Below are 21,943 nucleotides of genomic sequence, written 5' to 3' on the forward strand. Positions count from 1 at the left end.
GCGGTAGAAGTTGACCCTATCCTGTCCTTACAAGGAAGGATCATGACAACCTCGCAAACCGCGGCACCAGCACCGCCTTCGTCCTCGGTTCCATCCGGCATTGATGCCGGGTTCTGGCGCCGTCTCGCACCGCCGGACTTGCGTAGCCTTTTCACCGACATCATCGGTTACGAGGAACGGCAACCGCAGACGAACAGGCAGATTGAAACCGCATCGCTGACCATTCCGCTTATCCTGAGTTTCGGCGATCCATTCGAAATCGCTCTTGGCCAGTTTCCAACTGCCGAAAATGCTCTTCCCAGCTTTCTCGCCGGGCTCAGCAGTGTGCCGGTCTATATTCAGTCCAACGGCCGTGCCAAATGCCTGCAAATCAATTTCACGCCTATCGGTGCGCGCCATTTTTTCCGGTTTCCCATGGACCTGCTGACTGACCAGATGCTGCCGTTTGCCGATATTGCCGAGGCCGATCTGGCCGTGTTTGTCCGGCAAATCGAAGACATGACAAACTGGGCAGCGCGGCTCGATCACGCCCTTGCCTTCGTTGCCAGACGTCTGCGTCAGGAACCTGTCCAGATGACACCCGCCGACCACGTTCTGGACCGGCTAGTCGAGACCGGCGGGCAAGCCCCGGTTCGGACATTGGCGGTTGAAATCGGCTGGAGCCGCAAACACCTGGCCCAAAAATTTCGCAAGGACATCGGCCTTCGACCCAAGACTGTCGCACGGGTCATTCGGTTCGGCCAGGTGCTGAACCATCTGAAAAGCGGCGATGAAATCGATTGGGCCGGCGTGGCTGTCGACTGCGGCTATGCAGACCAGGCGCATCTCATTCGGGATTTTTCCGAATTCTCCGGCAGGTCACCCGCAGCCTGGCGCGCGCGGGTTCTGAACGGTTCTGCCAGCGCCTGGTAGGTAACAAACCTTCAATCCAGCCTTATGGTGACGAGCTATCACCTTCTCCATCAAAGGAGGTGTGAAATGTCTCACGAAGCAAGCAGAGTTTACCCTGTTTTCCGATTTGGAAATGCGAATGCGATGATCACATGGCTTGGCGAAGCATTCGGGTTCGTCGAACATGAAGTGTACAGAGATGACCAGGGCGCAGTCGTGCATGCAGAACTGGCGTTCGGCTCGGCCATGATCATGATCGGTCAGGCCCGCGACGATGCCTTTGCAAAGATCATCGGGCATCCGAACGGCCCGTGTGGCAAGGCAATCTATCTGGCCGTGGAGAATGCCGACGCGCTGTTTAACCGTGCCAGAGCCGCGGGAGCAACAATCCTGGAAGGCCTGACGGAGCGGGACTACGGCAGCCGGGAGTTCATCTGTCAGGATCCCGAAGGAAACATCTGGAGCATCGGCACCTATTGGCCGAAGACAGAGACCTGAACCGGCAGAATTCACAGGCAGGAATGAATATCGTTGCCCGCCAGGTCACTTATCCCGGTCGGGCTTCGGTTTTTCCGGTGCCACATAACTGAGCGGCAAGGCCGTGGTGTTCTTGATCTGCTCCATTGCGAAGGTCGTCGACACATCGGAAATATCGATCTTGGCGATCAGCTTCTTGTAAAATGCGTCATAGGCTTCAATGTCCGGGACGGCGACACGCAAAAGATAGTCCACCTGCCCGGCCATCCGGTAGAATTCGACCACTTCCGGAAACTCACGGATGACATCGGCAAATTTCTTCAGCCAGTCTTCGGAGTGCTGACTTGTCGTAATGGCGACAAAGGCTGTCACCTTCGCGTTGACCTTTGCCGGATCCAGCAACGCAACACGGCCGGTGATGACACCGTCTTCTTCCATCTTCTGGATGCGACGCCAGCAAGGTGTGGTCGACAGGCCTACCCTGCGGCCGATTTCGGCCACCGGCACGGTGCAGTCTTCCTGAAGAATGGACAGGATGCGACGGTCGATACGATCAATCATGATTTCAAGATCCGGCCTGGAACGACAGACATTCCCGACCGCGCTGACTGCACAATGTTGGGAAATCATTTTCTTTGAAGATAAAAACTCGTAACGGAGTTTCAATGAAAATGTCAATTCTCACTGAAATGAGAATTATTTTCGAATTTCAGCAATTAAGCCCGCTTTACAAGACGCTGGACCTCGTCTCTGAGAACCGGCAACAGCTCGGTTTCAAACCAGGGGTTTTTCCGCAGCCAGGCATTGTTGCGCCAGGACGGGTGCGGCAACGGCAAGACTGCCGGTTTCCCATGCTCCTGCCTTTCGAAGTGCTGACGCCAGTTCGACACCGTCTCCGTCAGGGATTTCTGCCGGTTCGCACCCAGATGATAGGCCTGGGCGTATTGACCGATGACCAGAACCAGCTCGACCTGCGGCATGGCCGCAAACAGACGGTCATGCCAGGCCTTGCGGCATTCGGGGCGCGGCGGCAGGTCTCCACCTTTGGCATCCAGCCCCGGAAAGCAGAAACCCATCGGCACTATCGCCAGTCTGCCTGCGTCGTAGAAAATATCCTCGCCAATTCCCATCCAGCTCCGCAACCGGTCGCCTGACGGGTCGGTAAACGGCCTGCCGCTCTGATGAACCCTTGTTCCGGGCGCCTGTCCACACACGCAAAGTCTTGCTGTGCCAGACACTTGCAGGACGGGCCTGGGAGCATGCGGCAAAGCTGACTTTTCCGGTTTCTCGACACAGATCCGGCACGCCCGGACGTCAGTTGCAAGTATGTCGAGTGTTTCTGAATTCGTCTTTTCTGACAATGAGTTGCACCTTGGCACAGCCGGTTAACACTTCCCTTACCACGATCTTGAGGACGATCTTAAGGAATGGTGAGTCAGATTGAATAAACACGCGATAACGCGATTACAAAATCAAAACTTTGGGCGGCAAATGGGATCCGTTGCGTCAGAAACCGACGACGACAAAGTCACCATCAACGAACAGCGCGCCAAGCGCCGTCGGGAGATGGCGCGCTCGGTCAAGGATGTGCGCAGCCGTCTCGGTGCGCCCGACAACTGGTACACCACCTTCGATCTGGAACGGCAGCATCTGTTTGCCGACACGCGCATCAACGCCGCCTATGCGGTGCCGCTGCTGGCCCTAATCGTTGCGGCCATATCCGTTCTGTGGATCAATCCGGTCTTCATTGGTGCCTGGTTCACGGTCACTCTCTGCACCCACTTCATGATGGTTATCACCAGCCATTCCTATGAGAAGGCTCCATCCGACCAGAAGGCCCGGATCTACTGGCGGCGCAGGTTCACCTTTGGCGATTTCGTTTATGGCTGCAGCTGGGCGAGCTTTTTTCTGCTGCCCCAGACCAATGAATCCGGCGACGGTTTCGTGATCTTTCATTTCGCGACTCTGCTGATCGTGGTTGCCATGAACACCATGCAGTCAGCCACCTTGCCGAAATGTCTGCTTGCCAGCACCTTACCCATGACACTGATCGTCACTGTCAGCTTCCTGCAGCAGGTGAACCCGATCCATTACACGCTTGCCGCCATGGCAATCGGCGCGCAAGGCTTCTTCCTGATCCTGGGCAACCAGCTTCTGAAGAACGCGAACACGATGCTGGAGTACCGGGCGGACAAGGATCACCTGATCGCCGAGCTGGAAACCGCAAACGCGATGTCGGACGAAGCCCGCCGCCGCGCTGAAGCGGCCAACCTTGCCAAGTCCCGGTTCCTGGCCACGATGAGCCATGAACTGCGCACGCCGCTCAACGCCATCCTCGGGTTTTCCGAAATCATGAAGGATGAAGTGCTCGGCAAGATGCACAACAAGAACTATCAGTCTTACGCCGAGGACATTCACGGCTCCGGTCAGCACCTGCTCAACCTGATCAACGAAATCCTCGACTTGTCGCGGATCGAAGCCGGCCGGCACGAATTGCACGAGGAGCCGATCTTCCTGGACGATATTGTCGAGGAATGCGGAACCATGATGAAGGTTCGGGCAAAGGCCAAGACGATCTCGCTGCACCACACCCACGAGCCTGACCTGCCCCGTGTGTGGGCGGACGAGCGCGCCCTGCGTCAGGTGGTGCTCAACCTGTTGTCCAACGCGGTGAAGTTCACGCCGGTAAATGGCGAAGTCTGGATCAAGGTCGGACCGACGTCAGACGGCGGACAATATGTTTCGATCAAGGATACCGGTCCCGGCATTCCCGAAGACGAAATTCCGACCGTTCTGGAAGCTTTCGGCCAGGGGTCCCACGCCATCAAGACGGCGCAACCGGGCACAGGCCTTGGATTGTCCATCGTGCAAGCGCTCATCAACATGCACGACGGCAAGTTCTCGCTGAAGTCCAAACCCGGTGAAGGCACCGAAGTGATCGTGACCCTGCCGAGGGCGCGGATCATGAACTATTCACCCGATGTCATCTGGGTCGACCCCAACGACAAGGACAGCGGGACCCATTCCGGCAAGGCAAGATCGGCCTGATCCGCATATACAGTTTCAGGCCCCTCGGAACGATTTCAAGTCCTCAGTCGTCCTTTTCGGACACGCCAGCGTCGGCAAAGGTGGCCATGCCGGAATGCATTTCGGCAGCCGCCTTTGCAATGCCGGCGGCAAGCGCGGCACCGGAACCTTCGCCCAGACGCATGCCGAAATCGAACAGTGCGTCCTTGCCCATATGTTCGAGAACCTTTGCGTGCGCCTGTTCTGCCGAAACATGAGCGAACAGGCAGTGATCGAGACCTGCCGGATCCATTGCGTAGACAACCGCGGCAGCCGCCGTGGTGACGAAGCCATCGACAATCACGGGAACGCGCTGCAGGCGCGCAGCAATGATGAGCCCGGTCATTGCCGCAATCTCGCGGCCGCCGATGCGGCGCAGGATTTCCAGCGGATCGCGCTCGCCGTTAAGCCGGGCAACTGCCTTTTCGACCGCGTCCCGTTTGCGGGCAAGGCCTTCGTCATCGACACCGGTGCCACGGCCGATCCAGTCCTCGGCCTTGCCGCCGAAGAGCGCGTTGATGACCGCTGCTGCGACGGTGGTGTTGCCGATACCCATTTCGCCAAGGCAGATCAGGTCAATCCCGCCAGCAAGCGCTTCCATGCCGTAGGCCATGGTTGCGGCGCAATTGGCCTCGTCCATGGCGTCTTCCCGGGTAATGCTTGGGGTGGGCATGTCGACTGCCAGGTCAAAAACTTTCAGGCCGATGTCATAGGCCCGGCAAATCTGGTTGATCGCAGCGCCTCCGGCAGCGAAGTTCTCGACCATCTGCCGGTTGACCGCACTCGGAAACGCCGACACGCCTTCATCCGCCACGCCATGGGCGGTCGCGAAGATGCCAACCATCGGACGCGTGATTTTCGGCGGAGCCTTGCCGGACCAGGCAGCCAGCCATTCGGCGATTTCCTCAAGCCGTCCAAGAGAGCCAGCCGGTTTGGTAAGCTGCGCATCCCGCGTCTTCACCTTCGCGAGCGCCTCCTCATCCGGCCCCGGCATGGATTTCACCAGATTGCGGATATCGTCGAAAGGCAGCGCGGTCTCGGAGAGGGACATGTTCTTTTGGTTCCGGTTGTTCGCGGCCATTGAGCGGCCACTTGGTCTCGCTTAGCCGCTGTTCTATAACTTCGCCCGGTAAAAACTCAAGCACGGGACCGGCCTGATGAGCTCTGAAACCGACCAAGGGCCTGATTCACGGGTTGAATCGCGGTCCAAGAAAACCTGGGATCGAAACCAGGCCTGGCTGCGCGGGCTGACTTCGCTCACTGCCGACACGGCAGCCTGTGTGCGATTCTTCTCGCGGCTGTCTTTGCCGGCTGTGAACACCCGTGACGACCCGATGGCGCCTCCCGACTTTGTCCGGATTGCTCGGGCTGCGCCTCTGGCGGGCGCCGTCATCGCCCTGCCCGCAGCAGGCGTCGGCGTGGCGCTCGGTTTCACGCAACTGCCTTTTCTGGCTGTCGCGGTTCTCATTATCGCAGTCCTTGCCGCAACCACCGGCGCGCTTCACGAGGACGGTCTGAGCGACGTGGTCGACGGTTTCTTTGGCGGTGCAACGCGGGAAAGACGGCTGGACATCATGAAGGACAGCCGCATAGGGGCGTTCGGTGCCCTCGCCCTGATGGTCTCGGTTCTCCAGCGCGTCGTCCTGCTGGCGGCCCTGTGGCAGAAATTCGGGCCGGCCGATGCAGCGCTGCTGTTTCTGGCAGGAGAAGCCCTCAGCCGGATGCTGCTCGTCTGGCAGTGGCAATGCCTGCCGTCCGCCAGACCTGACGGCCTCGGAGCCCGCTTCGGCAAGCCGTCGCGCTCCACTGTGCAACAGGCGTTTCTGGTGACGCTGCCCCTGATGTTGCCAGCTGCGCTCCTGCTCTCTCTGCCCACCCTGCTGCTGGCGCTTTTGGTTGCTGTCGCGGCGGCCTACGGGACTGGCCGCCTTGCGCTTTTGAAGATTGGCGGAGCAACAGGCGATGTATTAGGTGCAGTTCAGCAACTCGCCGGACTTGGCTTTCTGACCGGGATGCTTATGGTGCCGTGAGAGACGGCTGAAAGCCGAAACGGCAGGAATGGCACACATGTCGGTATTGGGCAGTTCAAACAGACGCGACGGGTCAGGTCTGCGGGCAGCAGCCCTGCTGATCGTTCTTGCCATCCTGTCTGCCTGTTCAGGGCGGCCGGAGGTCGGAGCGCTTGCCCTCAACGAAGACCCCGCCGCAGGCGCGAAGGTGAGCGATATCCTGATCGTTACCACCCGTGCGCGGGACGACCGGCCCGACACCTATTTCAGCGGTGAGCGCTCAACTGCGATCAACTACGCGGAGGCCTCGATTTCCGTACCGCCGTCTCATCAACTTGGCCAGATCGAGTGGCCGGAAAGTCTGCCGGGCAACCCGAAGACCGATTTTGTGGCGCGCAAGGCCGACTACATTGCAGACAAGGCTGCCTTCCGGCGTTCCGTCAACGCCAGGCTCGCCGGCTTGCCGCGCGGCAAACGCGACATCATGCTGTTCATTCACGGCTACAACACGCGCTTTCCGGAAGGGCTTTACCGTTTCGCCCAGATCATCAACGACAGTCAGTTTCAAGGCGTGCCGGTTCTGTTTACCTGGGCGTCTCGCGGCAAACTTCAGGATTACGTCTACGATCTCAACAGCGCCGCCATTGCCCGCGGAGCTCTTGAAGAGACACTGGTCGAACTTGCCAAGACCAACGCCGACAACATCACAATTCTCGCCCACTCCATGGGCAACTGGCTGTTGATGGAAACCGCCGTACAGGCCCGTCCGGAAAACCGCCGCCTGGTCGCGAAACATGTCAACGACATCGTTCTGGCAGCGCCCGACATCGACATCGACCTTTTCAAGACCCAGCTCAAGCGGATCGGTCCGATGCCCCGGCCCTTTACCGTCATCGTTTCGCGTGACGACAAGGCCCTGCGCATTTCGCGGACCATTGCAGGCGGCAAGGAGCGTGTCGGGGCATATTCGAACGACCTGGAACTGGCGGAGCTCGGTGCGGTCGTGATCGATGTGACCGAGCTTGAATCGCTGGACAGCACGAACCACTCGAAGTTTGCGCAACTTGCACAGCTCAGACCGGAACTGCGCAAGGCACTTGGCAGCACTGCACTCGGCTCCGGTGCCGATCATAGCCGTGGCGCCAATCTCGGCGATGATCTGGGCTCCTTTGTCGGTACGACGGCGCAGGCAGCAGTCACCTTGCCGATCAAGGTCATCACCGCACCGTTCACCTATGCGTCAGGCGGATTCTGATCTGGTCACATTTCGCAGCTTTCCGCCTGTTTTAGTCTTGGCAACGCCACAATCTGCGGCCATATGCGCTTCATGAAGTCACCCTGCATCAACATCTGCCAGATCGACGCCAAATCAGGTCTTTGCACAGGTTGCCTGCGCAGCCTTGACGAGATCGCGTCCTGGGCGAGTTACAGCGACGCCAAGCGGAGCGAGATCCTTGCAGAGTTGGCGAGCCGGGTCCTGCCGACCGACCGGGCAGGAGAGCGCGGATGAACAATCCCAGACGCTACCGCGGCCTGATGGTCGTAATCCTGGTGCTGGTAATGGCTGCCGCAGCCTTCTATGCCTTTTTTGGTGATCCGACGGACCCGGCGAATGTCAATTTCGACGACAGCGGCCCGCGGATTGTTGCCCTGTCAGCACTTGCCTTCGTGTTTCTCGCCAGTTTCCTGTTCGGCCAACCGAAGGCGCGCGAAATTCTGCACGGCACTGTTTTCTGGGGCGGGTTCTGCGCCCTGCTTGTTGTCGGCTACGTCTACAAGGCAGAGCTGGTTCAGGCCGGTTACCGGGTCCTTGGCGCGCTTGCCCCGGGGCTTGCCGTAACCCAGCCTGACGGAACCATTCTGATCGTCCGGGATGCCGGCGGGCATTTCGTTCTGGATGGACGCGTAAACGGCTCGCGTGCAGAATTTCTGCTCGACACGGGGGCCAGCGCCGTTGTTCTGACCTATGAAGATGCGATCCGGGCGGGCTATCGCCCCCAGGACCTGACCTTTTCCGTGCCCGTTTCCACTGCCAACGGGCGCGCGCTCGTGGCACCGGTCAAGATCGACACGATCACCATTGGCGATCACACTCTACGCAATATCCGGGGTTTCGTCGGACGTGAGGGAACGCTCGATTCCAGTCTCTTCGGCATGACGGCCCTCGACCATCTGCGCAGTTGGCGCATCGAAGGCGACAAGCTGATCATGACCCCTTGAATGAATTGGAGCCACCGCTTCTTGCCAAGGCGGCAGGAGGTTGCCGCCCAATTCAACTCGCCAATCCGGGGGCGTCCTGCCCCCATGAGATCTGACAGTCGACGAGGCAGACGGCACTACTCGGCGGCAGCCAGTTCAGCGCCAGATGGACTGACAGCCGCAAGAGCCTTTTCAACCACTTCCAGTCCGGCTCCGGGCTTGATCGCCTCCACCGTCAGAATACGTCGCCACGACCTCGCGCCCGGGCGCCCGTGAAACAGGCCAAGCATGTGCCGTGTCATATGCGCCAGTTTCACACCCTTGGCCAGTTGTGCCTCCAGATATGCCATATGCGCCTTGACCGCATCCCAAGGCGAAACGTCCGGTCTGCTGTCACCATAGAGACGCCGGTCGACTTCGCCCATGATCTGCGGTGTGTGATAGGCCGCCCGGCCGAACATCAGGCCGTCCAGCGTTTCCAGAAACGGTTCCGCCTGATCCAGCGTCTGCAACCCACCGTTGAGGCCGATGAACCTGTCTGGCAAACGCTGTTTCAGCCGCAAGACCCGGTCATAGTCGAGTGGCGGAACGTCCCGGTTTTCCTTTGGGCTGAGGCCCTTCAGCCAGGCTTTGCGCGCATGCACCCACAAAGCGTCGGAGCCAGCAGCAAAAACGGCATCGGCCATGGCGTCAAGTGCCACTTCAGGGTCCTGATCGTCCACGCCGATCCGGCATTTCACGGTCACGGGAATATCGACAGCCGCCTTCATGGCCTCGACGCATGCAGCCACCAATGCCGGTTCTTCCATCAGGCATGCGCCAAAGCGGCCAGACTGTACCCGGTCGGATGGGCAGCCAACATTTATGTTGACCTCGTCATACCCAAAGTCGGCAACGATCCGTGCAGCTTCCGCCATATCCTCTGGATGGGATCCGCCCAACTGGCAGGCAACCGGGTGCTCAACATCGGAAAAGCCAAGCAGATGCGTCCGGTCGCCATGGATCACCGCGCCAGTTGTCACCATTTCCGTGTAGAGCAGTGCATGCCTCGTTAGTTGCCGGTGAAATGCGCGGCAATGACGATCGGTCCATTCCATCATGGGCGCGATTGCAAAGCGTGGCGCAATTGCATCGTTAGAAGCAGCCACATCAACGGAATAACTCAGCTTTTTCAATTCAGCCTTCTTGGTCATTACTTTGAAATTTGCCTGTCGGCCTCTTGTTCGCTCGCTACACCAAATGGTGCAACGGATTTATCGAGGGTGTAGCGGATTTCATCCCTCTCGCATATCCGTGAATTTTCGCGACCAAATTGCCTTTTGCGTCCCTGATACTCCGTGTTCGCAAGAATGCAAAGCCCGCTCCCATGCACAGTTTTCCGCAGACCTGATGTGCCAACATGTGAATGCGGACAATCAAGGGATTGGCCTGTCCCAGGAGACAGGACAGTGAAAGTTCACGTTTCCCTGATTGAGGTCAAAGGGCCCAACAGAGGTCAGCTGCTGACAGGCAAGCTCTGTGACGCAAATTCGCAAAAGCTCCAGTCTAGAAAAACAGTGCATCCAAACGTTCGAAGACCCAGAAAGTCGCCAGAGCACCAATAGCGTAAGACGCGATGATCGGTGCGCTATGTGGCAGCGGAGCAAGCCGGCGCAAAACCGCCTGGATGATCAAAATGACCACAATGAAAAGTAACTGCCCAAGTTCGACGCCGATGTTAAAAAACAGGAGCGCCAGCGGAATGTCGCCCTGCGGCAAACCGATCTCGCTCAGAGCACCGGCGAAGCCCATCCCGTGCAGCAGGCCAAAGGCAAACGCGATGCTCCACGGCCAACGGGTTGCAAGGCTCTGGTGGCCCCGGCGTAGGTGGATGGCCTCGGCTGCCACCAACACGATACTCAGCGCGATCAGAGTCTCCACGGGTGGCGGCGATAGCGTAATATAGCCGAAGGTTGCAAGTGTGAGCGTAAGCGAATGGGCCACCGTGAAAGCGGTCACGGTCTTTAGCAGCATTGGCCAGCCTCGGACGACCAGCATGAGCGCGGCGACGAAGGCCAAGTGATCCAGGCCTTCGAGGATGTGCTGAATACCGAGCCAGGTATATGTCTGCATCACGGTCCAGGGCGAGGCTATCTCGGGTATGGCGACACTGTTCTCACGCGGTCGCAGCAGAAAACTGTTCTGCGTTCCGTCAATGAGTGTGACATTGACCAGCGCGTCTATGGTGGTGCGGTCGAGATTGTCGATGCGCAGCGTGGTACCGGGCAGTCCGGTCGTACCGGTCAGGGAATAGCGGAAAATCACGAAGCCATCGATGATGGTTTCTCCAGGCCGCTGGGTAAGGGAAAAGCGCGGGTCGAAGGCCGGACGGATATCCTGAACCATGCCACTGCGGGTCGGTACCTTCCACAGCATCTCGTAGCGCTGCGGTGCAACCTCGTCGATCTGCAAGAAGGCCGGGCGAATTTCGTGGGCAGCCACCGGGCACAACGTCAACAGGCAGAGAGCGAGAGAGGCAAGCAGGCGCAGGATCATGGCCGGGTATATTCCTGCCGCACCTTCTCGGGTACGCCCTCGGCCTCAATCCGCACTTCGTAGCGGTCGAGAAGCTCGCGGAACATGTATTCCTGCGTATCGAGTACGGTGTAGTATTCGTACTGCCGTTCGACGAACTCGCGGACCTCCTCAAAGGGCGCGAGCTTTTCAGGCTGGCTTTCCGTAACCCTCACCAGGTGCAGGCCCAGCCCCGAGCGTACCGGTCCGGACCAGCTTCCGGCAGGCAGTTCGGACAGTGACGCAGCGAACCCTCCGCCGAAGGCGTTTTCCACCACCTGTGCCGGCGTCAGGTCCCAGTCCAGCGGAACAGACAGTTTGTTCAGCCTGTTCTCTGGCACAGCACCGCCATCGCGCAGCGAGGCAAGCGTGGCCTCCAGCACCGTGTCCTCCACCTCGGCCGGCAGATACAGAACCTGGCGGAAGGCGAAGGCCTGCGGCTGGGTGAAGAGGTCTGGTCGTTCGGCGTAGAAGGCACGCAGCTGGTCTTCGGTCGGCGGTCGCATGAGCGTGCCGAGATCACTGGCCACGGCCTCCATCTACTGGGCCAGTCGCGTACGTATTATCTGGTCGTCATGGTCGAGCCCTAGGCGCAGCGCCTCCCGGTAGAACACTTCCTGTCTCAGGTGCCGGTCAACAATTGCCGCGACGTCCAGCGGTGAGGGCTCACGCTTCCACTGAGCCTTCCAAAGCGTTTCCAGGTAGTCCATTTGCGTCTGGTCGAGGATAATCACCTCATCACCCGGCCCCGCCTTTTGCTGCGGGACCAACCACGACCATGCTGCAAAGAGTAGCCCGCCGAGCACCATGAAATGGACGAGCGGTTCCCTTGCGATCAGTCTCAGCATTCGCCCACTCAGTTTACCTCGTACCAGATCGGTGAGGCCCAGGCCCGTTCGACAATTTCGCGCTTCACATCCTCGGGGTAGCTGACCCCTTCACGCAATTCATCATAGAGTGTCCAGCGTGCCGTCGGTAATTGCAGGACGCGGGCGTAGTAGTAAGCCTCGATCTCCGGATTCCAGTCCGGGTCGATCCAGACCGCCATCAGTTCCGGATCACCCTTCGCGGTATTGAACTCCCCGGTTTCCATGTTGATCGGCGCATTGATCGGTACGACGCTTCCATCTGCCTGCAGCCGGTCGCCCGAAGCCACGACGTCGTAAACCGTGTCCTTCATCTCACCGTTTTCATACCAGCCCTTGATGATCTGGATGCGGTCAAGATTTGGCCCGATCGGATCCTTCATCGCCCAGACCAGGAATTGAGGAGCCTCTTTTCCGGTATAGTCGCCCCCCATCGGCACTCCCTTTTCATACCCGTCAGCGACCATCGCGTCATGGCTGTCGTAGTTCTCGGCAAAGCCTTGCCCGGCAAAGACGCGTACCTTCATGCGTGGCCCTGAGGTGGCGAAGGTCTCCTTGGCCATCATCGAATCCCAGATGGCGCTACGGGTGTTGGATTCCGCCCAGACGGCGGTCAGCGCACCGGGGTTCGAATCCGAAATCAGCATCTCGCCTTCCAGAACCGAGACTGCTCGCACATCAGCCGTCTTGTCGGCATAGCCGTGGCTACCCACCGTGTAATTGTCCTCCTCGACATTGCTGGGAGTACCGTTGTGGCTGTCGGTGCCACCAACGAAGCCGTACTTGAACGGGTTCTCACCGATATCAGCATTGTACTTGATGCCGCGCCCGAGCCCGTAGCGGACGAAATTCTCCTTCAGGAAACCGCGGCCGCTGAAGCGCTGGATCGAGACCGCGTTTTCGAAATCGGCGAACTCGTCACTGGGCCAGAAATTCGGCACCACCTCTGAATTGCCCTTGACCTGCATCATCTCGACCAGCGGCTCCATGCTGGCGCTGGTCGTGGCATAACCCGTGCCAATGGGCACACCCGAAAGCGTTGCCTCGGCGAAATGAAGTCCCTTGGATTCATTCGAGTTGTGTGGAATGGCGAAGACCCGCTTGCCGTCATCGCGCTGCGTCTGCATCCAGGCCCAGAGTTCCTCGGGATCGTCGCCCTCATTGGCCGAAAATGGAAGTTCCGGCACGTTGGCATCGCGGAAGAAGACGTTGCGGTGCTGGTTCGATCCACCCGGTGCCGAAGTCCATTCATAGGCGTGGATCGTGGTGAAGACACCCGGTTCGTAGTGCTTTTCGGTGGCTTCGAAATTCTTCTGCCAGGTTGACTTGATCGCCTCCTCGCCTTGGAAGAACTGCGGGTGAGGATCGCCGCCCCCAGCCAGCGGCACCAGAACGTATTGATTATAAAGCCCGAGCGCCGTCTTCAAATCTGGCGCCTCGCGAAAAGCCACCGCGACTTCGTGATCAAAGCCCGGTGCGCCATCGTTCCTCAAACTGAAGGCTTCTCCCATGAACTCGGAGTGGTCTGTGACTGCCACCCAGTCGAGCGGACGCTTGATCTTGTGCAAACTGCCATTGACCATCATCTCTTCGCCCTTGGCGAAACGATAGGCATCGTCTGGCGTCAGGCGGTTTCCGGCGATGAAGGCATCCATCGACACACCGGTATGAACGTGCTGTTCGCCAAAATAGGCCTCTTTCAGCGGATTGACCGGTGCGTCCGCTTCCGTTGACTGAGCCATGGCGCAAGGTGCGGTCACGGCCGAGGCAAGGCCGATGCAGAGAATACAGGCATGAGGCAAAGTTTTCATGGTCGGACATCCTGACTTGGCGAGTGAGACGGCCGGACGGTTCTGCGGGTGGCGGTCGTCGGAAACAACTCCAGCATGGTAGAAAGCGACCCCGCAATCCCTGTTATAGAACACCCATTACGCAGCGGTTTCAAGGGTTGCCTTTCGCTCGCGGCACAACGAACGGCTGCTTTGAGGGCAAGATCAAGCGCAGGCTAACGACCAAATCGGGGCAGCTTTACTGGCCGGCAGATAGCGCCAGGAACGGCCTCTAAGTTCCAGGCTCGAAAGCAACCATTCGAACCAAGTTCCAACTGTCAGATTTTCAGCACTTGCAAAAAGCAGTTTTGACGCGACCAGCACCAAAACTGCCAAGCCACAGCTACATCATTCGCCTTTTAACGGCAGAAAACCGAGTATTCATTCAGTCATCATTGAGACGGCGGCAGACGGATGACGAAAAGCTTTCGGGTGGTTTCCACGACTTCCCAGGTCCCGGAAAAGCCTGGTTGGAGGACAAAACTGTCGCCCGGTCCAATCTCGCGGGTTACACCGTCCTTGTCTGTCAGCAGGGACTTGCCGGACAGGATCGAGCAGAATTCCCATTCATCATAGGAGATCTTCCAGGCGCCTGGCGTTGCTTCCCACACTCCTGAAAACAGGGTTTCGTTGTCTGTCGTCTCAACCAGCCACGTGGTGAACTTGGGATCTCCTGCAATGACCTTTTCCGGCGCTGGTGCGTCTTGCTCAGGTACGATCTCGTCAAGATTGAAGGGAAGGAAGGCGTGCATTCGGGTCTCACTGTCGATGGAACGTCGGTACGGGAAGCCGGATGCTAGCGCCCACCGGGCAAGCTGACCAGAACGAGCTGACCGGATGTCAATGCTCCTCCCTTCCAGGATCACGCCCTAAGCAACCTGATGTTTCGCCGCATCTGTTCGATTTGCTCGAAACTCAACACGAAGGGAGTGGTCCGTGGCAGTGTCGCCAGGATATTCTGTTTGTGCCCTACATGCTCGCTGACACCACGCGGGCTGTCGATCAGATTGTGAGCGACCTCATGAGCCAGCGTGCTGGCATCCGCGTTCTTCTTGATACGGGTGACGGCCCCCGTGTGGTTGGCCTTGGAGAGCGCCAGATCGGTGTCGGGATTGAAGCGGCGGATATAGAACACCATGATTTCGTTCGGCCGCACCCTGACCGACGTGTGCGACTCCGCAAGTTCCTTCATCCGGGCAAACAAAAGACCATGCTGGGAAAATTCCGTCTCTTCGGCAGCAGTCAGTGCAAGTGACTGGATGGAAGCAATCTCGAAGTCGATACCGTAATGGCCGTAAAGCTCCTTGGCGGTGGACTCCGCTGTCGAGACCGGGGCATCCGGCGTCACTACAACAAAGATGTGCACGCGAACCTTGTGGGTGAAGGAGGCAAGCGCCCGGTCGAGCTTGGCCATGGTATCTCGACCGACGGCACCGTCGTCTTTGATCGCGGGACCGCCATGCGTGGAGCGCTGGAACTCTTTAACTTTCTGCACGGTTTCGCTGCCGTAAACCCCGTCCGGACTGAGCCCTGTTCCCCCTACGGACTTCGGCATCGGAAACCCCAGGTCTATCAACCCGAACTGGACCAAATGAACACCATGACCACTCGACCCGCTGCCGAGCCATGGACTGTTGGTGGATGCTGCGGTCAATTGAGGCACGTTTCGAAAATAGGGAGACGTCAATGCCATGTGACGGGGCCTCCGGCTGGTAGAGCGAGGAATGGCTCAAACAATCGATGATTGAAGTTTACCGCAAAACACACGCACGCCGAAAGGAATTACGTCACGGCATCAACCGATCCCGTATCTTGGCGCTTCGCGTCATCCGGACAGGTCGAATTTCGCTAAATCATGGCTTGTCGCCCTGCCCGCGCCGATGCTTCACTGCGCCAAAACAAGGGAGACGTTGGAATGGAAACGGCCATGGCCGGTGGTCGCAATCAGGTGACCACCGGAATAGTGATGATGTGCTCAGGTGTCGTGTGCCTTTGTCTCAACGACGCCATTGCCAAGACACTTACGGCTGAATACAGCCCCATCCAGATCCTGTTTCTGCGTAATTTGATCGCCCTGCCGATTGCAATCCTGATCGCGTTGAAAATGGGAGGGAGATCCGCATTGATCTCGCACCGCCCGGCAGCCCATCTCTTGCGCGGCGCGCTTTGGCTCGCCGCAGCCACGCTGTTTTTCACTGGTCTGAGCCTGTTGGGTCTGGCCGAAGCGACAGCATTGATCTTCGCCATGCCTGTTTTCGTCACGGCTCTATCCGCCCTGGTCTTGCGCGAACACGTTGGCTGGCGTCGATGGACGGCGGTGCTTGTGGGATTTCTCGGTGTTCTGGTGATTGTCCGCCCCGGGTCCGGCACTTTCCAGGCGGCTTCGCTTTTGCCTGTCGCAACAGCTTTCTTCTATGCGGCGTTGATGCTCAGCGCCCGACTGGTCGACCCGCGCGAGACCGTTTGGACCTTGATGCTTTATCTGGTGGGAGCTGGAGCCATCATGAGTGCCTTTGCAATGCCGTTCGTCTGGGTGCAGCCACGCGTGGAGGACGCCTGGCTGTTCCTTGGCATTGCCCTGTTCGGCACGGCTGGCATCACACTGATGACACAGGCTTTCCGCTTTGCACCTGCAGCTGTTGTCGCCCCGTTCGACTATACCGCTCTCTTGTGGGCGACCCTGCTCGGCTGGTTGCTATGGGATGAAATCCCTGACATCGCAACCTATGTCGGCGCGGCGATCATCATTGCAAGCGGCATCGCCATCGTGCTGCGCGAACGGCAACTTGAGACGTAGGAGATCAACCGGCAATCGTTCGACCGTCAACCCCGCCGGTCTGGCTCTGGCCTGTTGCCTGAGCCGCGGCATGGCCCAACGAACTACGCCGCCAACCCAAAGAAAACCGAGCATCCCACCAAGATAGACGTTCATCGCACCTCCGGGGGCGATGAAACCGCTGGTGCCGAACACGGTCACGGTCTCGATCAACTGCTCCAGTCCGAAAACGATGCTGAGGAAGGTCAGCCAGCGCGGAATGATCGGTTGCTTCGCCATTCCGAGCGCAACGAACGCTATGACCATCGTGGCCATCGACCCGTTGATCAATGGTCCCCAGAACGCAGGGATAAGGAAAAGCGTGCGTGCCGTGGAAGGATCAAGTCCCTCCGGATGGAACGCCAGGCCTGCCCAGAACCAGGCCTGAACCTGTGCCGTTATCAGGCAGCCGATCACACCGGAAAAGAAGATATAGCGATGTGGCTTCGGCATCACCCAGGCGACCAGCCCTGTAAAGATTGCCAGACCAAGGGATAGAAAGGCGGAAGTCCAAACGTAGATCCTGGCCTTGATACCGTTTTCGGTAAACCAGGCGATGATCTCTTCACCACTCATATCGACGGTTGGAAAGCCGCTGCCAAGCGCCACGAAGCCGCCGATGTAAAACACGGCCGTCAGGAGGATCGAAACCAGCAAAATTCTGGAAGCCATCATCGCGCGCGCCGGACCAAGCAACCTGCCTTGTCGCGGGTTCCGTCCCGCAGCAAGGCTTAAGGGTGTGGACTCATAAATGAAGTCGAAATGGCATGAGAAATGGCGAAACCACGTTAGGAAGAGCGCGCCGAACGGGCTTTATGCCTGGTCAAGCATGCTGACAACACGCGGTGAAGCCATTTTCACGTCCTTCGGATTTGTCCGGATTGGTCCTCCTAAAACCATTTCAGCTTCAAATATGGGTCCACACCCTAGTATCTCACGTCACATGCGCTGGGTGAAGGTTGTCGCCTTGACCAGTGCCGCGTAATCCTTGGCAAGTTCCAGGAACGCGTCGTAGCTCTTCTGCACTTCGGCAAATTTCGGATTGGCGGCTGCGTTTTCCGCCATCACTTCCGCTACAGCCGTCTTCAGTGCGGCCAGAACATCATCCGGGAAGGTGGTGAAGGTGACGCCGTCTTCCTTCAGCTTCTTCATAGCAACTGCGTTGTAATAGTCGAACTGCGCAGTCGTTTCGACGGAGGCAGCTTCGGCAGCGTAGGTGATGATCGCCTGAAGGTTCGCCGGCAGGCTGTCAAAGGCTTCCTTGTTGACGACGATTTCCAGGGCCGCGGACGGTTCATGGAAGGCAGGTACGTAGCAGTAACTGGCCACCTTTTGCAGACCGAAAGCCTGATCCAGCATCGGGCCGACCCACTCGGCCGCATCGATCGCGCCGGACTGGAACGCCGGGAAGATTTCCGGAGGCGGCAGCAGGACCGCGTTGACACCAAGCTTGCGCATGGCTTCACCGCCAAGGCCGGCTATACGCATATTGAGACCTGCAAGATCATTCAGGCTCTCCACCGGTTTCTTGAACCAGCCGGCGGCCTGAACTCCCGAGCTGCCCGAGTAGAACGGCTTGAGGCCACGCTCTGCATAAAGGCTGTCCCAAAGGTCCTGTCCACCACCATAACGCAACCAGGCGGTTGTCTCGACCGCCGTCATGCCGAAGGGAACGGCGGAGAAGAAGTGCAGGGCCGTGTTCTTGGACGCGGCATAATAAGGCGTCGAGTGGCCGATCTCGGCTGTGCCCTGTTCAACGGCATCCTCGACACCGAAAGGCGGTACGAGTTCGCCGCTGGAATAGACCTTGAAGGTAAGCTGGCCGTCCGACATGGCGGCGACACGGTCGGCAAATGCGGTCACGTTCGTGCCGACTCCCGGCGCCTTGGCAGGAAAGGACGTGGGCAACTTCCACTCGATCTTGCCCTGCGCAATTGCGGGTGCTGCCAGCAGGCTGGCAGGTGCAGCAACAGCGCCTGCCTTCAGAAAATCACGTCTTTTCATGCTTGTGTCTCCCTTGGTGTTCAAAACAGGACGTCCGGCAACAGTGTCGCCAGTACCGGAAAGGCGGCGACCAGACCGAGCGCCAGAAGCTGAATGGCGACAAACGGGATCACCGAAACATAAATGTCCGAGGTGCGGATGTCCGACGGCGCAACCGACCGGAAATAGAAAAGCGCAAACCCGAACGGCGGCGTCAAGAACGAAGTCTGCAGGTTGAGTGCAATCAGAACCGCGAACCAGACCGGGCTGATGTCGGATTGCAGGATGATCGGCCCGACAATGGGAACGACGATAAAGATGATCTCGACGAATTCGAGAATGAACCCGAGCAAAAAAATGACCAGCATGGTGAGCAGCAACATGCCATAGGCGCCACCCGGCAAGGCATGCAGCAATTCAGCGACATGCTCGTCGCCATTGAAGCCCCGGAACACAAGCGACAGGATGCTGGCGGCAATAACGATACCGAAAATCATGCCGGTGATGGTGACGGTTTCCCGCAGCGCGGGCCCAAGTACGCCTCTCCGGATCAGCGAGGCTGCGGAGATCGCCAGCATGACAAAGGCAGCGGCTGTCATCGCCACGGAGACAATCGTCAGCGCGGTCCAACTGATGCGCCCGCCTTCAAATTCCAGACCGAACAGGCCGAGCCGACGCAGGATCAATAGCACGATGGCAAAAGCCGCACAGGCCATGGCAACACGCGCCACCTTGCCGTCGTTTCCGGCTGCGGCTATCAGGATGGCACCTGCAACACCGACGCTTGCGGCCTCCGTGGGCGTTGCAATTCCTATCAGGATGCTGCCGAGCACGGCCACGATCAGACCAAGCGTGGGGGCGATATTCCGGAATAATTCGCGACCCGGCACACGCGGTTGGGATAACGGGGGTTCCCCCTCCTGCCCTTGCGGCGAAGCCCGGCGCAGGCGCAGCAGCACATAAGCTGCATAGAGAGCCACCAGCAACAGCCCCGGGATCAACGCCCCGGCGAACAAGTCGCCCACCGTGACCGGATCGGGTGCGAAATTTCCAGCTTCCTGCTGCGCCTCGAAGTAGGCATTGGACACCTGATCGCCCAGAAGAATGAGGACGATGGATGGCGGGATGATCTGGCCAAGGGTGCCGCTGGCGCAGATCAGTCCACTGCTCATGTGCTTGTTCACACCTGCCGCCAGAAGAGCAGGCAGTGTGATGGTGCCGAGCATGACGATGGTTGCACCAATAATCCCGGTTGAGGCGGCAATGAGGGCACTGACCAGAACGACGGAAAGCGCCAGTGCCGACTGCTGCCCCCCCATCGCGGCCGTCAGGCTCTGCAGCATGCGCTCCGCCTGGCGAGACTTTTCCAGCAGCAACCCCATGAGCACGAACAACGGCACCGCCAGAAGGAGCGGGTTGGTCATCACGCCATAAACGCGCTGGGGAACGGCCTGGAAGAACACGAGATCGAAATGCCCTGTTGCAGCTGCAACCAGCGCAACAAGCGTCGGTGCGCCGGCAATTGCCAGCAGGACAGGTACCCCGGAGAGGATGCAGGCAAAAACGGACAGTGCCAGGACGATGAGCCAGATGATATCGGCAGTCATGAGAATTTCCGCCGTATCGTGCCAAACAGCCTTTGAAGAAGGTAGATCACCACCAGTGCCGGGAGGATCACGAGACAGGTCTTCACCAGAAACAATCCCGGCAGACCACCGGTTTCAGGAGACCCCTCCAAAATCGCCCAGGAGCTGCGAACCAGGGGGAAAGCCGTCCACAGCATCAGAGCGAAGACCGGTAGCGCCAGAAGAAGATCTCCGAACCAATCGATGCGCCGGTTGGTCAGATCGCTCCAGTTCTGACGAAAGACATCGACACGCACGTGTTTGTCGGCGTCGAAGGAAACCGCGACCGACAAGGCGACAAGGGCTGCGAAGGCATAATTGACCGCGTCCTGGATCTCCAGAAATCCGAAGCCAAGCAGATAGCGCATCAGCACCATGGCCAATTGGCCCAGAAAGACGATTGCGGCAAACCCCATGCAAAGCATGTGCACCGCCTGAAAGACCCTACGCATTCAGTACTCTTGCAGCTGGAAGTCACATTTGCCCCGGCCACGGATGCAAGATCCGACCCTATGGAGCCCCACCTGAACCCCGCACCGAAGCAAAGGCGAACCATGCGGGACGATCCAACTTAATCACCGAAATTGAACGTGTATACAATGATTTGAGTGCTTTTTCCGGAAAACGCCCCCCGCCCACAAAAGCACCGCACCCACGGGTGGGGAAACGCCTACCCAGCGGCATATCGACCCGTCAGGCAGCTTCGCACAGGGTTCTAGCCTTTTGCAGGGCAAAATGGATTGCGGCAGCGCAGCAAATGCGTTAGGCCGAATTTCTCCTCCGCTTTCAGGGCGCCGGTGCCCTTCCCGATTCTCCTCCCTCGGGCAAGGTACGATTTTGACGCTCTGGGCAGTGTGCAACCATTCGATTTCTGGAGTTTGCGATGCTCGGCAAAAAAGTTCCGTTTGTTACCTTCCGCACTCGTGTCCGCGACGATTCCATCGAAGGACCGAATCCGTTCCGTTGGGAAGACAAGACGAGCGACGATTATTTCAAGGGCAAGAAGGTCGTTCTGTTTTCCCTTCCCGGTGCATTCACCCCGACATGCTCCACCTACCAGCTGCCGGACTTCGAAAAGCTGTTCGAAGAATTCAAGGCCGAAGGAGTGGATGAAATCTACTGCATCTCCGTGAACGATGCTTTCGTGATGAATGCCTGGGCAAAGGCTCAGGGCGTCGAGAACGTCAAGGTCATTCCGGATGGTTCCGGTGAGTTCACCCGCAAGATGGGCATGCTGGTCGCCAAGGACAATCTCGGCTTCGGCATGCGCTCCTGGCGCTACGGTGCTGTTGTCAACGACGGTATCGTCGAACAGTGGTTCGAAGAAGAAGGCTTCTCCGACAACTGCGAGAGCGACCCTTACGGCGTTTCCTCGCCGCAGAACATCCTGGAAAAACTGCGCGCCGCAAAGGTGCAGGCAGCCTGATCCGGCGATCAGGTCCAGCAAAAAGCCCCGGAGTGATCCGGGGCTTTTTTTATTGAACGGAATGCCTCTTCAAACGCCCGCCTACCTGCGACTTTCCAAGCGCCGGCGTTCGTCTTCCGACCTCAGTTCCAGCCACATCGCGTTCAGGATCGCCAAAGCGCAAGCCAATGGCATTCCGAGGACCCAGGCAAAATACCACATGAA

Annotated in this window: 24 protein-coding genes; 9 read left to right on the forward strand and 15 right to left on the reverse strand. The window is 58.6% G+C overall.

What is annotated here, in order from left to right:
• The first annotated feature begins 42 nt into the window (after positions 1-42).
• Both ACYQ54_RS22930 and ACYQ54_RS22935 read left to right on the forward strand, forming a co-directional pair.
• The gene (locus ACYQ54_RS22930) at positions 43-912 is read left to right on the forward strand and encodes a helix-turn-helix domain-containing protein (protein WP_460086624.1); all 870 of its coding nucleotides are present in this window, start codon (positions 43-45) and stop codon (positions 910-912) included.
• A 66-nt stretch (positions 913-978) separates the two neighbouring features.
• Positions 979-1,389, forward strand: a complete 411-nt coding sequence (locus ACYQ54_RS22935; protein ID WP_460086627.1) for a VOC family protein — start codon at positions 979-981, stop codon at positions 1,387-1,389.
• A 45-nt stretch (positions 1,390-1,434) separates the two neighbouring features.
• Here the strand turns inward: ACYQ54_RS22935 and ACYQ54_RS22940 are convergent, their stop codons facing one another.
• Entirely contained in the window at positions 1,435-1,926 is a 492-nt protein-coding gene (locus ACYQ54_RS22940; RefSeq protein WP_460087249.1) for an Lrp/AsnC family transcriptional regulator, read from the reverse strand.
• Between the two features lie 158 nt (positions 1,927-2,084).
• Positions 2,085-2,729, reverse strand: a complete 645-nt coding sequence (locus ACYQ54_RS22945) for a uracil-DNA glycosylase family protein (protein ID WP_460086629.1) — start codon at positions 2,727-2,729, stop codon at positions 2,085-2,087.
• A gap of 130 nt (positions 2,730-2,859) precedes the next feature.
• On the opposite strand from ACYQ54_RS22945, the gene ACYQ54_RS22950 reads away from it, so the two are divergent.
• Entirely contained in the window at positions 2,860-4,416 is a 1,557-nt protein-coding gene (locus tag ACYQ54_RS22950; RefSeq protein WP_460086631.1) for a sensor histidine kinase, read from the forward strand.
• A gap of 43 nt (positions 4,417-4,459) precedes the next feature.
• Here ACYQ54_RS22950 and cobT read toward each other — a convergent pair whose 3' ends face one another.
• Positions 4,460-5,485 (reverse strand): nicotinate-nucleotide--dimethylbenzimidazole phosphoribosyltransferase, encoded by a 1,026-nt coding sequence (gene cobT, locus ACYQ54_RS22955; RefSeq protein WP_460086633.1) that lies wholly within the window; start codon positions 5,483-5,485, stop codon positions 4,460-4,462.
• Positions 5,486-5,591: 106 nt separating this feature from the next.
• Between cobT and ACYQ54_RS22960 the strand changes: the two genes are divergently transcribed.
• The 4 genes from ACYQ54_RS22960 to ACYQ54_RS22975 all read left to right on the forward strand — a co-directional run bounded on the left by ACYQ54_RS22960 (position 5,592) and on the right by ACYQ54_RS22975 (position 8,663).
• The gene (locus ACYQ54_RS22960; RefSeq protein ID WP_460086635.1) at positions 5,592-6,464 is read left to right on the forward strand and encodes an adenosylcobinamide-GDP ribazoletransferase; all 873 of its coding nucleotides are present in this window, start codon (positions 5,592-5,594) and stop codon (positions 6,462-6,464) included.
• A gap of 37 nt (positions 6,465-6,501) precedes the next feature.
• Complete coding sequence (locus tag ACYQ54_RS22965; RefSeq protein ID WP_460086636.1) at positions 6,502-7,698, forward strand: alpha/beta hydrolase; 1,197 nt, start codon at positions 6,502-6,504, stop codon at positions 7,696-7,698.
• A 72-nt stretch (positions 7,699-7,770) separates the two neighbouring features.
• Positions 7,771-7,953 (forward strand): DUF1289 domain-containing protein, encoded by a 183-nt coding sequence (locus tag ACYQ54_RS22970; protein ID WP_460086639.1) that lies wholly within the window; start codon positions 7,771-7,773, stop codon positions 7,951-7,953.
• Positions 7,950-8,663 carry a retropepsin-like aspartic protease family protein gene (locus ACYQ54_RS22975; RefSeq protein ID WP_460086641.1) on the forward strand — a complete coding sequence of 238 codons (714 nt, stop codon included), beginning with the start codon at positions 7,950-7,952 and terminating at the stop codon, positions 8,661-8,663. Before ACYQ54_RS22970 ends, ACYQ54_RS22975 begins: the two co-directional genes overlap by 4 nt.
• A 116-nt stretch (positions 8,664-8,779) precedes the next feature.
• Here ACYQ54_RS22975 and dusA read toward each other — a convergent pair whose 3' ends face one another.
• The 7 genes from dusA to ACYQ54_RS23010 form a co-directional block, all read right to left on the reverse strand.
• The gene (gene dusA / locus ACYQ54_RS22980; RefSeq protein ID WP_460087250.1) at positions 8,780-9,742 is read right to left on the reverse strand and encodes a tRNA dihydrouridine(20/20a) synthase DusA; all 963 of its coding nucleotides are present in this window, start codon (positions 9,740-9,742) and stop codon (positions 8,780-8,782) included.
• A 445-nt stretch (positions 9,743-10,187) separates the two neighbouring features.
• Entirely contained in the window at positions 10,188-11,177 is a 990-nt protein-coding gene (locus ACYQ54_RS22985; protein WP_460086643.1) for a HupE/UreJ family protein, read from the reverse strand.
• A complete protein-coding gene (locus ACYQ54_RS22990; RefSeq protein WP_460086644.1) occupies positions 11,174-11,725 on the reverse strand; it encodes a peptidyl-prolyl cis-trans isomerase in 552 nt (183 codons plus the stop codon). Before ACYQ54_RS22990 ends, ACYQ54_RS22985 begins: the two co-directional genes overlap by 4 nt.
• A gap of 9 nt (positions 11,726-11,734) precedes the next feature.
• A complete protein-coding gene (locus tag ACYQ54_RS22995) occupies positions 11,735-12,043 on the reverse strand; it encodes a hypothetical protein (RefSeq protein WP_460086646.1) in 309 nt (102 codons plus the stop codon).
• Between the two features lie 8 nt (positions 12,044-12,051).
• Positions 12,052-13,872, reverse strand: coding sequence for a DUF3604 domain-containing protein (locus ACYQ54_RS23000; protein WP_460086648.1), 1,821 nt, complete (start codon positions 13,870-13,872; stop codon positions 12,052-12,054).
• A gap of 410 nt (positions 13,873-14,282) precedes the next feature.
• Positions 14,283-14,642, reverse strand: coding sequence for a cupin domain-containing protein (locus ACYQ54_RS23005; protein ID WP_460086650.1), 360 nt, complete (start codon positions 14,640-14,642; stop codon positions 14,283-14,285).
• Positions 14,643-14,752: 110 nt separating this feature from the next.
• Positions 14,753-15,583, reverse strand: a complete 831-nt coding sequence (locus ACYQ54_RS23010; RefSeq protein WP_460086652.1) for a peptidoglycan-binding domain-containing protein — start codon at positions 15,581-15,583, stop codon at positions 14,753-14,755.
• Between the two features lie 222 nt (positions 15,584-15,805).
• Between ACYQ54_RS23010 and ACYQ54_RS23015 the strand changes: the two genes are divergently transcribed.
• Positions 15,806-16,687: a DMT family transporter gene (locus ACYQ54_RS23015; protein WP_460086654.1), complete on the forward strand. Its 882-nt coding sequence runs from the start codon at positions 15,806-15,808 to the stop codon at positions 16,685-16,687.
• Here the strand turns inward: ACYQ54_RS23015 and ACYQ54_RS23020 are convergent.
• The 4 genes from ACYQ54_RS23020 to ACYQ54_RS23035 all read right to left on the reverse strand — a co-directional run bounded on the left by ACYQ54_RS23020 (position 16,586) and on the right by ACYQ54_RS23035 (position 20,765).
• On the reverse strand, positions 16,586-17,377 hold the full coding sequence (locus tag ACYQ54_RS23020; protein ID WP_460086656.1) for a hypothetical protein: 792 nt from the start codon (positions 17,375-17,377) through the stop codon (positions 16,586-16,588). The genes ACYQ54_RS23015 and ACYQ54_RS23020 overlap by 102 nt on opposite strands.
• 267 nt (positions 17,378-17,644) lie before the next feature.
• On the reverse strand, positions 17,645-18,709 hold the full coding sequence (locus ACYQ54_RS23025) for a TRAP transporter substrate-binding protein (RefSeq protein WP_460086659.1): 1,065 nt from the start codon (positions 18,707-18,709) through the stop codon (positions 17,645-17,647).
• 20 nt (positions 18,710-18,729) lie between these two features.
• Positions 18,730-20,295, reverse strand: coding sequence for a TRAP transporter large permease (locus ACYQ54_RS23030; protein WP_460086661.1), 1,566 nt, complete (start codon positions 20,293-20,295; stop codon positions 18,730-18,732).
• Positions 20,292-20,765 (reverse strand): TRAP transporter small permease subunit, encoded by a 474-nt coding sequence (locus ACYQ54_RS23035; RefSeq protein WP_460086664.1) that lies wholly within the window; start codon positions 20,763-20,765, stop codon positions 20,292-20,294. The genes ACYQ54_RS23030 and ACYQ54_RS23035 overlap by 4 nt, the downstream gene beginning before the upstream one ends.
• A gap of 431 nt (positions 20,766-21,196) precedes the next feature.
• Here ACYQ54_RS23035 and ACYQ54_RS23040 point away from each other — a divergent pair, with 431 nt between their 5' ends.
• Entirely contained in the window at positions 21,197-21,739 is a 543-nt protein-coding gene (locus ACYQ54_RS23040; protein ID WP_460086666.1) for a redoxin family protein, read from the forward strand.
• Positions 21,740-21,820: 81 nt separating this feature from the next.
• Here ACYQ54_RS23040 and cydX read toward each other — a convergent pair whose 3' ends face one another.
• The gene (gene cydX / locus ACYQ54_RS23045) at positions 21,821-21,940 is read right to left on the reverse strand and encodes a cytochrome bd-I oxidase subunit CydX (protein WP_460086667.1); all 120 of its coding nucleotides are present in this window, start codon (positions 21,938-21,940) and stop codon (positions 21,821-21,823) included.
• Positions 21,941-21,943 lie beyond the last annotated feature (3 nt).

The organism is Roseibium sp. LAB1 (assembly GCF_054658235.1).